This window comes from Paenibacillus sp. FW104-T2, from assembly GCF_058789975.1.
Genome location: NZ_JBYTCE010000012.1, coordinates 37,742 through 50,994 on the forward strand (window position 1 = coordinate 37,742; position 13,253 = coordinate 50,994).

At 46.0% G+C, this 13,253-nt stretch carries 13 protein-coding genes; 3 read left to right on the forward strand and 10 right to left on the reverse strand.

Annotated elements, in window-relative coordinates:
• Positions 1–131: 131 nt before the first annotated feature.
• The 3 genes from AC3WQ3_RS16395 to AC3WQ3_RS16405 all read right to left on the reverse strand — a co-directional run bounded on the left by AC3WQ3_RS16395 (position 132) and on the right by AC3WQ3_RS16405 (position 1,696).
• Entirely contained in the window at positions 132–476 is a 345-nt protein-coding gene (locus AC3WQ3_RS16395; protein ID WP_095292442.1) for a YflT domain-containing protein, read from the reverse strand.
• A gap of 102 nt (positions 477–578) precedes the next feature.
• The gene (locus AC3WQ3_RS16400) at positions 579–1,112 is read right to left on the reverse strand and encodes a hypothetical protein (protein ID WP_336783969.1); all 534 of its coding nucleotides are present in this window, start codon (positions 1,110–1,112) and stop codon (positions 579–581) included.
• 71 nt (positions 1,113–1,183) lie between these two features.
• The gene (locus AC3WQ3_RS16405; protein WP_492472813.1) at positions 1,184–1,696 is read right to left on the reverse strand and encodes a DUF948 domain-containing protein; all 513 of its coding nucleotides are present in this window, start codon (positions 1,694–1,696) and stop codon (positions 1,184–1,186) included.
• Between the two features lie 217 nt (positions 1,697–1,913).
• Here AC3WQ3_RS16405 and AC3WQ3_RS16410 point away from each other — a divergent pair, with 217 nt between their 5' ends.
• Both AC3WQ3_RS16410 and AC3WQ3_RS16415 read left to right on the forward strand, forming a co-directional pair.
• On the forward strand, positions 1,914–2,078 hold the full coding sequence (locus AC3WQ3_RS16410; protein ID WP_082704249.1) for a DUF1328 domain-containing protein: 165 nt from the start codon (positions 1,914–1,916) through the stop codon (positions 2,076–2,078).
• Between the two features lie 409 nt (positions 2,079–2,487).
• Complete coding sequence (locus AC3WQ3_RS16415; RefSeq protein WP_154896712.1) at positions 2,488–2,952, forward strand: hypothetical protein; 465 nt, start codon at positions 2,488–2,490, stop codon at positions 2,950–2,952.
• 90 nt (positions 2,953–3,042) lie between these two features.
• Here AC3WQ3_RS16415 and AC3WQ3_RS16420 read toward each other — a convergent pair whose 3' ends face one another.
• Positions 3,043–3,930, reverse strand: coding sequence for a cation diffusion facilitator family transporter (locus tag AC3WQ3_RS16420; RefSeq protein WP_127539862.1), 888 nt, complete (start codon positions 3,928–3,930; stop codon positions 3,043–3,045).
• A gap of 291 nt (positions 3,931–4,221) precedes the next feature.
• On the opposite strand from AC3WQ3_RS16420, the gene AC3WQ3_RS16425 reads away from it, so the two are divergent.
• On the forward strand, positions 4,222–4,410 hold the full coding sequence (locus AC3WQ3_RS16425) for a hypothetical protein (protein WP_095292429.1): 189 nt from the start codon (positions 4,222–4,224) through the stop codon (positions 4,408–4,410).
• A 110-nt stretch (positions 4,411–4,520) separates the two neighbouring features.
• Here AC3WQ3_RS16425 and AC3WQ3_RS16430 read toward each other — a convergent pair whose 3' ends face one another.
• The 6 genes from AC3WQ3_RS16430 to AC3WQ3_RS16455 all read right to left on the reverse strand — a co-directional run bounded on the left by AC3WQ3_RS16430 (position 4,521) and on the right by AC3WQ3_RS16455 (position 13,203).
• On the reverse strand, positions 4,521–6,146 hold the full coding sequence (locus AC3WQ3_RS16430; protein WP_336783967.1) for an ABC-F family ATP-binding cassette domain-containing protein: 1,626 nt from the start codon (positions 6,144–6,146) through the stop codon (positions 4,521–4,523).
• A gap of 205 nt (positions 6,147–6,351) precedes the next feature.
• Positions 6,352–7,392 (reverse strand): MBL fold metallo-hydrolase, encoded by a 1,041-nt coding sequence (locus AC3WQ3_RS16435; protein WP_492472814.1) that lies wholly within the window; start codon positions 7,390–7,392, stop codon positions 6,352–6,354.
• A 67-nt stretch (positions 7,393–7,459) separates the two neighbouring features.
• Positions 7,460–7,612, reverse strand: a complete 153-nt coding sequence (gene cydS, locus AC3WQ3_RS16440; protein WP_170948273.1) for a cytochrome bd oxidase small subunit CydS family protein — start codon at positions 7,610–7,612, stop codon at positions 7,460–7,462.
• Between the two features lie 5 nt (positions 7,613–7,617).
• Positions 7,618–8,652, reverse strand: a complete 1,035-nt coding sequence (locus tag AC3WQ3_RS16445; RefSeq protein ID WP_336783964.1) for a cytochrome d ubiquinol oxidase subunit II — start codon at positions 8,650–8,652, stop codon at positions 7,618–7,620.
• Positions 8,649–9,995, reverse strand: coding sequence for a cytochrome ubiquinol oxidase subunit I (locus AC3WQ3_RS16450; protein ID WP_492472815.1), 1,347 nt, complete (start codon positions 9,993–9,995; stop codon positions 8,649–8,651). Before AC3WQ3_RS16450 ends, AC3WQ3_RS16445 begins: the two co-directional genes overlap by 4 nt.
• A gap of 361 nt (positions 9,996–10,356) precedes the next feature.
• Positions 10,357–13,203, reverse strand: a complete 2,847-nt coding sequence (locus AC3WQ3_RS16455; RefSeq protein WP_492472816.1) for an ATP-binding protein — start codon at positions 13,201–13,203, stop codon at positions 10,357–10,359.
• Positions 13,204–13,253 lie beyond the last annotated feature (50 nt).

The window sequence follows — 13,253 nt, forward strand, 5'->3', positions numbered from 1 at the left end:
TGCCGCGTTCTGATCCCGCTTCCAAACTCGCAAAAACATAGATAAGGAATGGGGATATCCCCATTCCTTATCTATGTTTTTGAATCTGAAGCTCGTCTAGTTCAGGATGCTTCAGTTACCATTTGAACCAATTAATCCTTCTTCTTGGCAATCACAAGCACTTTGCCTTTATCAAGTTCACTCTCGTAAAAGTCTGCCTCAGCTTCTGTAAAGCCCATGGATACTATTTTGGCCCGGAGTTCATCACCACGTGATCGGAACAAATTCGCCATGGAGTCGAATACGCCTTCTTCCTTGATACCTATTTCCTTGGCATCCGCTGTATCGGCAATTCGGTCCGTACGATCCTTCTCGTGGGCTAGAACGAAGATATGATCAGCAAGGTAACCAGTATTCTGCAGCTCTTTCACCGCTTCTACCGCTTGAACTCCGTTTTCCACCACTTTTGCATAAGCTTGCGCATTGGTTGAATTCATCGTCTCCACTCTCCTCTGATAATCTTCTTTTCGAGCTACTTTTAATATATAACCTTGCTCTCTTGGTTTGAAACGCTTCTTTAATAAGAAACCATTTCTCCTCTACTGGAGATGATCTTCAAACAGATCGACTCCGTCAATCTGCTCGGTGCCGGGCTTGAAATAAATCTTAATGGCTTGAGTACCCCGCAGATACACTTCTCCATCTTCAGCTACCACATACGGCTCACCCAAAACCTGGCGAATGGATTCGACATTCATGTCTATCCACTGCTGGTTGAGTTTCAACCGCTCCTCGGCTCCATCAATGTGGATATACTGGATCTCTCCGGTATCCTCACAGAGTCCAACCTTGACATCAGCAAACTCATATTCGGGACAACCCAGATACGGATCTGCCTTTTTGTGAAGGGGCTGACCCTTCTCAGATATAATATGACCTTTGCTGTCATCCAGGGAAATGCCATTCAGAGTCTGAAAATGCCGAACCGGTCCGGATCGATCAGCAGCCAGAGTAACCTCTGGCACTTCTTCTTCCACTACCGTCCATTGCATATCTTGAGCAGCAGGTACCGCTGCCGGTTGAACGGAAAAGGGAGAAATTACGCTAAACATAACAAGCAGTAGTTTCATCATGATTCTCACCCTTTCATCAAGTTCAGTTCATCACCGCTCTGAAAGACATTCAGGATTACACAGCGGTCATGTTATTTACGCATACGTTGCCACACATTAGCCGCCAGATCGATGTACTTCACCCAATTTTTCCCGCCCTTTGCCGTATCATTATATGTAGCCTGATAACTTTGAAGGGTCCGATCCGTAGGTGTTGCAGGCGTTGTCTGTACTTTAGCTACCTCTGCACGTTTGTTTTGCGACTCTTGATTGTTGCGTTTGGTTTGAAATTTGGCGATCATCGTCGTGGATACCTGTTTGGCCGCCTCGGTCACCTCATTCAAAACCTCTCCCAGATTTTGTACCGATTCCATTACAGGATCAATTTGTTTCATCTTGTGCTGCACATCAACCGTAATATCATTGGCATGCCTTACCGTCTGCTTCACTTCATAACTCAGTTCATCAATCGTTTTCTGAACCTCCTGAAGTGTCTTGGACACGTTGTCCAGGGAGCCCTGAGCCGATTTCAATGTACGAATCAAAAAGAAAACTAATACTGCAAAAGCCACCGCAATCAAGGCCACACTAATTTGATAGATCATAGAAGAACCTCGCTTTCTCATATACATCGTTTTGTTATTGCTATAGTTACCCGACCATTTCAGGCGCGAAACAAAAATAGAACGGACTTCAACCTTCCCTTTTTTTGGAAAATCCATGAATGTTTCATTACAAAACCCCCAGGTTAAAGAACAAATACACACGGCAGCGGAATGAACATCGCTGACCCCATACTCCCAAACGAAAGGATGAATACTCATGTTGAAATGGTCTGTACTATTTCTAGTTATTGCTCTTGTAGCAGGGATTTTCGGATTTTTCGGTATTGTTGAGGCAGCTGCTTCGATTGCCAAAGTCCTGTTCTTCATCTTTGTTGTATTGTTCGTCATCTCCCTGATTACCGGACGCAGCCGAATGCGATGAATCAGGCTGCTTTGGATAATTTCTTCATCAGATTACATACAAAAGCCTAGCGTGCTTGCAAAAGCCGTTAGGCTTTTGTTATGTGTCTGTCATTTTTGAATCGATTGTCCCAGGGTATAAGGTCCCCCCATCTAATTATTATGTATTACACTCCTTTCTTCCCTATTCCATCCGCACTTCTCTTTAAACCGCATTTTTATTCACAAACAGGACTTTTTTTACATAGCCAGCCCGGTTTTCTCCCACTGTGGTCTGATATTTACAAGCTTCCCATATACCCACAATTGCTCCAGTTGACTCTGGAGAATAAAAGAAAATATTGTTAAAATGTTGATTCACAAGTGAGGTCGCTTGGTTACTTTTAACACAGAACAACAAATTACATACTTAACCCGAGGAGGAAAAAACAATGAAAAAAATCGTAAGTTTTGCTGCTGCTTTGACTTTGATGGGTTCAATGGCTGCTGCTGCCGGTGCTGAGGAAGCGGTTACTGGAACAGTAACTCCGGAGACAGGAACCCAGGCAACAAAACCTGTGGAAACAACACCTGCTGTTGAAGTAAACAAACCGGTTGTTGAAACCGTTGAAGGTACAACAGAAACGGTTACTGGCGCAACATATGGCACGGAGGATGACAAAATCTTCGATGAGCCTGTTGTAAAACCAGGTGATGAGGTTCTTGTACCTACTATGCTGCTTAACCTTCTGGAGCGCACTTGGTTCTACGATGCACCAAACGGTAAACCCATCGGTGCATTGAGTGCCCAAGTAATCGATACAACTGGTGAAGTTGTAGACGGTTTCGATGGTGGCGAATGGGTTCAAGTGTACACTTGGAAAGGCAAAGCGTGGATCCACGTTGCCATTAAATAGTATCGTATAATCGTTCTAAACATAAGTAAAGAGGACAGCGCTCATAGCGACTGTCCTCTTTTTTTTAACAAAATATTTAGCTCAGATCATTCATGTAGGTTCTGCTAAGTCTTCCATTCTCGGCTCAACATGCACGTGAACATGCATAATATTGTGTGAACGCTTCAGACGTTCCTCCACTTCATCACAGATCCGATGACCTTCAATTAAACTAAGCCCGCCATCCACTTCAATGACTACATCCACAAGCACATGACTCCCATGTACACGTGCCTTGACGTCCTTAATCATCTCTACTCCAGGAACCCGCGCTACAGATGACCTAAGATCCGTTAACTGATCTTGATCGAACCCATCCGTTAAGCGATGTGTGGAATCCCGGAAGATCTCCCAGGCGGTTTTGCAAATCAGAAGTCCTACAGCAATTGCAGCTACCTTGTCCAACCACGGTAAACCAAATTGGGCCCCTACAATGCCGACTGCCGCTCCGATACTCACCCAGGCATCTGACCGATTATCCTTGGCCGCGGCCATAAGCGCCTGATTGTTAATCTGCAGTGCCAAGCGATGATTATATCGGTATACGCCCAGCATAACCACCGCACAGATTCCAGCGACGGCAGCAGACCATAAGTTAGGTGCTGCAAAGTCCCCTTCATACCATGAACGTACGGCTTCAACCAAAACCTGAAGTCCAACCATGGCCATAATAAAGGATGCAATCAAAGCAGCAACGGTCTCTGCTCTGAAATGCCCATAAGCATGATCTGAGTCGGGCGGTTTCTGGGAAATCCGTAGTCCAATCAATACGGCAACCGAAGCAACAATATCCGTAAGGTTATTAAAACCATCTGCCAGCAATGCGCTGGATGCGAATAAATATCCACAGATTAGCTTGAAGGCGGACAAGATTAGATAAGCTGCGATGCTGACCCAAGCCCCCCGCTCCCCTTTACGTATTTCTTCATAAGCGTTCAAACCGGGCGACACTCCTTTTACGTTTCGTATTACGGTTTTTACATGGTACCAAATGCCACCCTTGTGGGTCTATAGAAACAGTGTTGCCAAGTTACATGGCTGTAGGGAAGCCGAAACAAAGTTGCCAAACCGCATGGCTGTAGACTTTGAGAAAAAGTGTTGGCCTAGTCAAAAAGTGAAGGATCCCCGCTTATTATCAGGTTGCCCTTGTGGGGCTTTTGCAAAACGTATAAAATAGGTACATCCCGTCCAATTCGGACGGCTTACTGTAAGACCGGGAGGGAAACAATGATGAGCGAAAACACTGAACCGAAAAAAATCAGTTTGCAGGATGCGATACGCCAGAAACTGGCGCAGAAGAAACAACAGGCGAACTCTGGTAACCAATCCAGCGCCTACTTTGAAGGCGGACCAAAAGCGATGAAGAGCCAAAACAATAAAAAGCCTAACAATCAGCGCCGCCGTACCGGTGGATCCTAGAGAAATCTCGGATCTGCTTATGCAAGAAAAAAGAACCGCAAGCTCCTTTCAACAGGGCTTACGGTTCTTTTTTTATTACAGTGGAGCTCTGAACCCCAACCTATTTTAAATTAAGCTTCAACCGGGTACATTTTTTTACGCAGATCTTTAATTTCTTCGCTTTCCAGATATTCATCATAGCTCATTTGGCGATCAATAATGCCATTTGGCGTAATTTCGATAATCCGGTTCGCAATGGTTTGGATGAACTGATGGTCATGGGATGTAAACAGCATTGTGCCGTCAAAATCGATCAGACCGTTATTCAGTGCCGTGATGGATTCGAGATCCAAGTGGTTCGTTGGCTCATCCAGGATGAGTACGTTGGCTCCCGTTTGCATCATCTTCGCCAGCATACAGCGAACTTTCTCTCCCCCGGACAGTACACTCGCTTTTTTGAGTGCTTCTTCTCCGGAGAACAGCATACGACCCAGGAATCCACGCAGATACGTTTCATCCTGATCTTTGGAATACTGGCGCAACCAATCTACCAGAGTCATCTCCACGCCGTCAAAGTATTTGGAGTTATCTTTCGGGAAATATGCCTGAGTTGTCGTTACACCCCAAGTATATTCACCGCCTTCAGCCTCTACTTCTCCCATCAGAACGTCAAACAGAAGAGATTTGGCATTTCCGTTAGGGCCAACAAAAGCAATTTTATCCCCTTTGTTTACCACGAAGCTGATATCATTCAGCATGTTCTCGCCTTCAACCGATTTGCTTACACGATCGACAGTCAACAATTGCTTGCCTGCTTCACGCTCAGGTTTGAAGTTGATGAACGGATATTTACGGTTTGATGGACGAAGGTCATCCAGCGTAATTTTGTCGAGTTGTTTCTTACGCGAAGTTGCTTGCTTCGACTTGGATGCATTCGCGGAGAAACGTTGAATAAAGGCTTGCAGCTCTTTAATCTTCTCTTCTTTTTTCTTGTTCGCATCACGCTGCAACGCGAGCGCCAGTTGGCTGGATTCGTACCAGAAGTCATAGTTACCTACGTACAGCTGGATTTTACCGAAATCGATATCCGCAATGTGTGTACATACCTTGTTCAAGAAGTGACGGTCATGGGATACAACAATAACTGTACCTTCATAATCCATCAGGAAGTTCTCGAGCCATTGAATGGATTCAAGATCCAAGTGGTTGGTAGGCTCATCGAGCAGCAGATTGTTTGGAGTACCAAACAATGCCTGTGCCAGCAAGACCCGAACCTTCTCGTTACCACTCAGCTCTGTCATCTTCTTCTCATGCATTTCACGATCGATACCCAGACCGATCAGGAGTGCCGCTGCATCCGGCTCAGCATCCCAGCCATTCAGCTCGGCGAATTCACCTTCAAGCTCACCGGCACGCAGACCATCTTCTTCAGTAAAGTCCGCTTTGGCATACAGTGCATCCTTCTCTTTCATGATCGAGTAAAGACGGCTGTGGCCCATAATTACGGTTTCGAGAACCGGGTACTCATCATATTCGAAGTGGTTTTGCTTCAAAACGGCCATACGTTCGCCCGGGGTGATGTGCACCTCTCCCGAGTTTGCTTCAATTTCACCGGACAAAATTTTCAGGAATGTTGATTTGCCGGCTCCGTTGGCGCCGATCAGGCCATAACAGTTGCCTGGCGTGAATTTGATATTCACATCTTCAAAAAGTGCACGTTTTCCGTAGCGGAGCGTGATGCCGCTTGTACTAATCATTAAGCATACCATCCTTTATTTTAATAATCTGCTACTGCATTCATAGCAATCATGGATTCAATATCCCGTAGCCTATTCTGGCACCATATTATAACACAAAAAAACGGCAAATTCGAAAATTAGCCGCTTTTTACTCGTTAAAGTTTTGGTAATTGTGCAATTGCTGCGGGTATACCCTTACCTTAGCATATTTAGCCCGCTTTTGTTAGCTCTTTCTATGATCCTCATGACGAATACGCAGGGTCTCACCGTGTCCGAGCACCCGGATTCGTTCTTTGTGGATTCCGAGTCGTTCACGTTCAACTTCCAGCCGATCCAGCGCTTCCTTAGGCGTATCATCTGCGAGTTTAAACGTACCATAATGCATCGGAACCATAAGCTGTGAACCGGACTCCACAAATCCCTGCAGTGCTTCTTCCGGCGTGACGTGCTGGGACGTCATAAACCATTCGGGCTCATAGGCACCGATCGGCATTAAGGTCACACCGATGTCAAAGCGTTCTCCAATCGTTTTGAAACCCTGAAAATATCCTGTATCCCCCACAAAATACAAAACAGGCGGTCCTTCTGATTGCTGCGATGTCTGCATTGTTGAATCTAAGGACGACTCGTTATGCTCACTTGCAGCCGCACTCTCCTCGGACGAAGTTGTCAGCGCATGATGCTGCTCCAATACATATCCGCCCCAGTGAGAGGTATTCGTATCAAATAACGTCCGGCGGGTCCAGTGCTGTGCAGGGACAAAGGTGATTTTGACGCCGCCGAGCACGATATGCTCCCACCACTTCATTTCATGGCAACGATGGAAGCCCTTGCGCACCATTTTTCGTTTAAGCCCATCCGGTACAATCAGCAAGGTTTTGGCGGTAACCAATTTCCGCAGTGAAGCGAGATGCAAATGATCATAGTGAGAATGGGATATCAGGATGATATCCAGCGGTGGAATATCTTGAATCGGAATACCGGGGGGACCCAGTCTCCGTTGAAATCCCATTTTTTCGGCCCACACGGGGTCAGTTACGATGTTCAGTCCATAATATTGAATAAAAAAAGTGGAGTGACCGATCCAGGTGATGGTTGTCTCATCCCGGTTGGCATGCAGGTAATCCAGCTCAGGCGGGTGTTTGGGCACGGTATACGAATAATCCTTCACCTTGCTCCGCCGCTGCTCCCTCCACTGCTTGAATTCCTTTAACGTTTTGTCCGTACTTACATTATCAATGTTGTTATAACGGATTTTCGGCATGAAAGGGCCCTCCTCCCTTCCTAATATCTTAACCCAACCTAAGCCTTTTTGAAAAAAGAGAGGCGGATTAATCTTTTGGGTTTTTGCATACTGCCAGATACACGAACAGAAACGCAATCGCAGCAACAATAATGAGCGGCGGTGCATACATGATCGTGAATTCCTCAAAGAAGCTCAAACCCGTTATGCCCGGAATGCCTGTTGCCCCTTCCAGATTCATGAGGTTCATCCTTTCTTTTTACCCGATTGGCCACGGACGTAATTCGCATCAAACAGGAACAGCTTCATGATGAGGATTAGCGACGGAATCAGCACCAGCAGACCGAGACTGAATGCCGTGATGAGTGCAATCCCCATCGTCCGGTTGGTAAAGCTGTCATAGATATTAATGTACGGATACAGGATATAGGGCAGATGCGACCTGCCGTATCCATACCAGGCGAAGGCAAATTGAAGCATTACGGCGATGAAGCAAAAGCCGAGGTACTTTCGCTTCCATACAAGAGAGACCGCAATAACAAAACAAATAAACGAAGCGATAAACATCCACGATATATTGACCATTTGCTCAAAGTGCACGGGATTCTGTTTGTTAATCTGCAGGAACGCCAGGAAGCTGGCAAAAATCGTGGGCAAGCTCCATAACAGCGCGTATTCCCTCAGCACTTCAAATGCCGTCTCATCTTCAGCTCTCTTGGCATAATAGGACAGAAACATCGCCGAAATATAAAGCACACTGACGAGCGCGAGCAGTACAACCGACCAGGTATATGGGTTTGTCAGGAATTCACCCCAGCGAAAAAACACCTGCTCACCAACCTGCTCAATAATTCCACCCTCTGAAATGGCCAAAATCGTGGAAAAGACAGCCGGGATCAATAATCCCGTCGCACCATATAAAGCCATGTAGATGCGACTGTTTTTACCATGATTGCCATACGTATTGTACGCGTAGTAGACACCCCGAATAGCTAGCAGCACAATAGCCAGGGAGCCGGGGACCAGAAGAGCTGTTCCATAATAAAAGGCACTATCCGGATAGAACCCTACCAATCCAACCACGAAAAAGATCAGAAACACATTCGTTACTTCCCACACCGGTGACAGGTAGCGCTGAATTATGTTATGGATTTTGTTCTCATGCCCTGTGAGCAAGCTATAAAAACTGAAAAATCCCGCTCCAAAATCAATGGAAGCCACGATCAGATAACCAAACAAAAATGTCCATAATATCGCAATGCCAGCAATTTCGAAGCTCAATGGACAATCCCTCCCTCAAGTCCAAGCGAATCCAGCTCTTTCTCAGCCTCTTTATTGCGGAACAGCTTGCTGAGTACCCGAATGCAAGAAAAACACAGGACCAGATATAACAGGATGAACAGAACCAGCATCCATCCTACCGAGGTCGAGGTAGTAGCCGCCTCAGACACTTTCATGTACCCCCGCAGAATCCATGGCTGCCTACCTACCTCGGCAAACATCCAGCCCAGCTCAATCGCAACCATGGCCAGTGGACCGAGAAAAACGATTCCGAGCAGGAGCCATTTCGGATACGGCTTTCGTCCCGGAAGCCAGCGGCGGAATACATACAGAACAGGAATCAGCAGGATGATCACGCCTGTCGTTACTTTCAGGTCAAACATGTAATGAATGGACAACGGCGGCCTCAGATCAGCGGGATATTCTTCCAGTCCCTTCACTTCCGTGTCCAGCCGATTTCCCGCCAGAATACTGAGCGCATATGGAATTTCAATCGCATATTTCACCTCATTATTCTCATCGAGTATTCCGCCATAGACGAGCGGGGCCTCCTTCATGGTCTTGAAGTGCCATTCCGCCGCAGCCAGCTTTTCCGGCTGATATTTCGCCAGAAACTTGCCCGAGGAGTCGCCGAGCATGACTGTACTAATCGCAAACACTAGGGCACATACCGTGGTAAGCTTTAGTGCCTTTTTGTAATAGACATGGTCCCGGCCACGCAGCAGACTGAACGCGGCGATACCTGCAAGAACACCGGCACTGAGTGTATATGAGGATCCCAGCACGTGAGAAACCTTGGTTGGGGTAGCTGGGTTCAGCATGGCTGCAATCGGATGGATGTCCTTCATGATGCCATTAATCAAGGTAAAGCCTTGAGGCTGGTTCATAAAGGAATTCACGGTTGTAATGAATATGGCCGAAGCAGAAGATCCCAGTGCTACGGGAATAAGCAGAAGCATGTGTGTGTATTTCTTCTTGAACCGATCCCATGTGTACAGGTAGATTCCCAGAAAGATTGCTTCCACGAAAAAAGCGAACGTCTCCATAAATAGCGGCAGCGCAATCGCCTGACCCGCGACCCGCATAAACATCGGCCACAGCAGGCTAAGCTGCAGACCGATGGAGGTTCCGGTGACGACACCTACAGCTACGGTGATGACAAATCCCCGTGCCCATCTGCGTGCCAGCAAGGTGTAATGGATATCGTTTGTTCGCAGCCCCCGCCATTCGGCCAGCGCAATCATGAGCGGAACGCCTACGCCGATGGAGGCAAATATAATATGTACAGCCAGGGTCAGACCGGTTAATATCCGGCTGAGAAGAACAGGATCCAGCGATGACATGGGTGACACTCCTCTTTATCATGATGTACAGCTTCATATATCTGCTTGTCCATATAGCTCAATAACTCATGATACGCATGATACTTTTCACAACGGCATACAGTACGACCACTGCTGCGACCAGGCAGACAATAATGAGCGTTTTCTCCTGCTTGCGAAACATATACCTGCCATCCTCCTTTTGATCCGATGCAAATTATGGCGCTATAGACAGTTTGCAAAAGTTCATGGTTTTTTATCCTGAAAATTTGAAAAACAAAAAAAGCCTTTATCCTTCAGTTCATGGTTTGACTGAAAAATAAAGACTTAGTGATGGTATACAGGCAGTTAGCAACATGGCATCTCTGAACAACTCCCCTGCCTAGAGGAGATCCTCCTGCTTGGGCAAACGTACTTTGAAGGTACTTCCTTTGCCAATTGCGGATATAAACGTAATCGTTCCATGATGATCTTCGACAATTTTACGAGAGATATACAGTCCGAGTCCGGTTCCACCGATCTGTCGGTGATCTGAGTTATCCACACGATAAAACTTCGTAAACAGCTGGTCCTGCACATTCTCCGGAATGCCGATTCCGTAGTCGCGTACATCAATGCATATCCACTCATTTTCTTCCCACATGGTAATGTCAATCCGTTCGGTTCCTGGTGAGTATTTCACTGCATTGCCAATCAGATTATGAAGCACCTGGGTCATCCGATTCTGGTCTGCATAAGCAAAGAAATCGCCGTTAAAGGCATGTACATAGATACGCTGGATGGATTTGATATTCCATTGCTCGGCAACACCCTCCACTAATTCCAATAGCGGTACATAGGTCATATGATAAGTCATGCCGTCGTTGTCCAGACGCTGGATGTCCAGTACATCCTCAAGCAGGCTGCTAAGCCGGCTGCCCTCCGACGAGATCGTTTCCATAAACTCCTGTCGCTGTGAAGCAGGTAAATCATACATCATCATTAATTCTACATAACCCATAATGGTTGCTACCGGGGTCCTCAGCTCATGGGATACCACGCTTATCAACTCGTTTTTCATTCGATTCAGACGTTCTTCTTCCGTACGGTCGCGGAACACAAGCAGGAACCCATGGTTTTTGCCAGGCACATCCACTTGTTTAATATAGAGGGAAAATACGCTTTTTTCCTTGTTATTAAAACTGAATTCGGTCTCGACAAAAGCACGTTCCCCGTGCAAAAAGGCCTTCGTTTGATCCACCAGATTGAAGTCATCCGTCAGGACAAGCTTATCCATGGCTTGAGCAAATTCTTCGATGGATCTGCCCAGAAAGTTACCAAGGCCGAACATTTCCTCGACCCTTCGGTTAACGATGGTAATCATGCCAGAGCGATCGGACATGACCAGCCCTTCCCGAACGGATTCAATAAAGTGTTCACTGATATCGCGCTGTTCCTGAATCGCAATTTTCTCATTAAACAACTCTGCATTCAGTTTCTCGAGCGCGAGTGCATGACGCACACGTTCTTCCTCTGCTCGTGTTTTATCGGTAATATCTTTGATAAACAAGTTATACAGCTTCTCATTGTTGCCGAGCTGAATTTCCACAATTTTGTATTCTATCGGGAAAACGGACCCATCTCTGCGAATGCCTGAAATCTCCTCGACATTGACATGCCGCTTGCCTCGGATATATTCATATCTCTCCAGCATCTTCTTGATTTCCATACAACTCGCCCCTTGAAAAAGGGATGGAGCATTGGTCTCAAGAACAACCTCTTCCCGTTTAAGCCCAAACATTCTTTCGGCTTCGGGATTGAACTCAATGATCAATCCATTGGAATCCACAGCAATAATGGCATCAATAGATGAATCGATGATGGCACGTTTGATTTCCTCACTATTTTTCAGTTCCTTGGTCCGTGCACGGACCCTGTCCTCCAGTGTTAATTTGTCCTGACGGATCTGTTCAAATTGTTCAAGCAGCACATCTGCCATTTTGCGCAGATTTCCAATCAAAATTTGAACTTCCATAACATGGCTTGTTGGCCAATCCATTTTGCCTTTACGAAATAATAATCTCGGGAGTAAACCAGTCATCCGAGTAAGCCTGATCAGAGGACTCACCACCTTTCGGCTTAATGGGGCAGCCACAACCATCGAGGTTACAAAAATGAGAAACAGACTCTGCAGGGTAGTCAGATAGATTCTTTCAATCCGTGAATAATAATTGGCTGAACTTGTCTCCACATACACACGGTACGAAGTATCTGACTCCACATCTGCTTTATAGATAAATGCAGCATGCTTCCAGTAGGTGAGCGCATCGCTGTAATAAGCGTCTCCCGAACGGAAGATAATGGAGGACTCCCCCTCTTTCAGATAACGATAATTGCTTGTATTTAAATATTCGCCAATAATTACAGTATCCAGCCCAGAAGCAATCACGCGATCATTCTTATCCAGAATAATGACGTTTACATCCAATAGATGATGATAACGCTCCATGCCCCGCTGCATATTTTGAACCGTCAAGAATCGTTCATCCAGATCCTGAGTCACTGCATTCGCTGCGTGTTTCATATTTAATATAATCGTTTCATGAATTTGACTTAACTGTCTGCGGCTATCCGCTGATAAAAGAAATAGGGAGACCACAACAACAAACACGACCACATATTTAAAAGCAATTCGACTAAGCGGGATGGTGCCTGTCCTTTTCGATTGATGCTCGCCGTTGGTGATCCAGAAGTCTATGATGATTCCGGCGATTAGCGCGTTAACCATACTGACTACGGCAATATGCATGTATGCATACTTTACTTCATCCAGATTCATGTTCAGAATATAATGCCCATACCCCAAGACAGGTAATAACATCACGACCCAAAACACGGCGTTGGCCTTCATAATGCTTCCGTTCTTCCAACGCATCTGCCAGCCCAGCATCCAGATCAACTCAATAAAATGACCGAAGACCATGTAGAGACAATGTGAAGTTGGCCCATTATAAAGCAGATGTATTCCACTAATAGCAGCGAAGGTGATAAAACCATATATTCCGCCATGCAAGCGTAGGGCAACAAGGACAGCAGCACTGCCGAACATTAACTGGACGCCATAAAACAACGTAAGTGGGTATATGCTGCCCATGGCTCCAAGCACAATGAGAATCACAGTTCCGATCCAAGCGATTCGCAATTTCTCTACAATCCATACCAGCATTTTGGCGGCCATTATTCGAAGCATGGACTACAATCCTCTTGGCCTAGTTCTAAATCCGTATTCAACAACAACGT

What these genes read in the sequence shown, in the direction of transcription:
- AC3WQ3_RS16395 (WP_095292442.1), bottom strand. Translation starts at nt 476, where the DNA reads ATGAATTCAACCAATGCGCAAGCTTATGCAAAAGTGGTGGAAAACGGA.
- AC3WQ3_RS16400 (WP_336783969.1), bottom strand. Translation starts at nt 1,112, where the DNA reads ATGATGAAACTACTGCTTGTTATGTTTAGCGTAATTTCTCCCTTTTCC.
- AC3WQ3_RS16405 (WP_492472813.1), bottom strand. Translation starts at nt 1,696, where the DNA reads ATGATCTATCAAATTAGTGTGGCCTTGATTGCGGTGGCTTTTGCAGTA.
- AC3WQ3_RS16410 (WP_082704249.1), top strand. Translation starts at nt 1,914, where the DNA reads ATGTTGAAATGGTCTGTACTATTTCTAGTTATTGCTCTTGTAGCAGGG.
- AC3WQ3_RS16415 (WP_154896712.1), top strand. Translation starts at nt 2,488, where the DNA reads ATGAAAAAAATCGTAAGTTTTGCTGCTGCTTTGACTTTGATGGGTTCA.
- AC3WQ3_RS16425 (WP_095292429.1), top strand. Translation starts at nt 4,222, where the DNA reads ATGAGCGAAAACACTGAACCGAAAAAAATCAGTTTGCAGGATGCGATA.
- AC3WQ3_RS16430 (WP_336783967.1), bottom strand. Translation starts at nt 6,146, where the DNA reads ATGATTAGTACAAGCGGCATCACGCTCCGCTACGGAAAACGTGCACTT.
- AC3WQ3_RS16435 (WP_492472814.1), bottom strand. Translation starts at nt 7,392, where the DNA reads ATGCCGAAAATCCGTTATAACAACATTGATAATGTAAGTACGGACAAA.
- cydS (WP_170948273.1), bottom strand. Translation starts at nt 7,612, where the DNA reads ATGAATCTGGAAGGGGCAACAGGCATTCCGGGCATAACGGGTTTGAGC.
- AC3WQ3_RS16450 (WP_492472815.1), bottom strand. Translation starts at nt 9,995, where the DNA reads ATGTCATCGCTGGATCCTGTTCTTCTCAGCCGGATATTAACCGGTCTG.
- AC3WQ3_RS16455 (WP_492472816.1), bottom strand. Translation starts at nt 13,203, where the DNA reads ATGCTTCGAATAATGGCCGCCAAAATGCTGGTATGGATTGTAGAGAAA.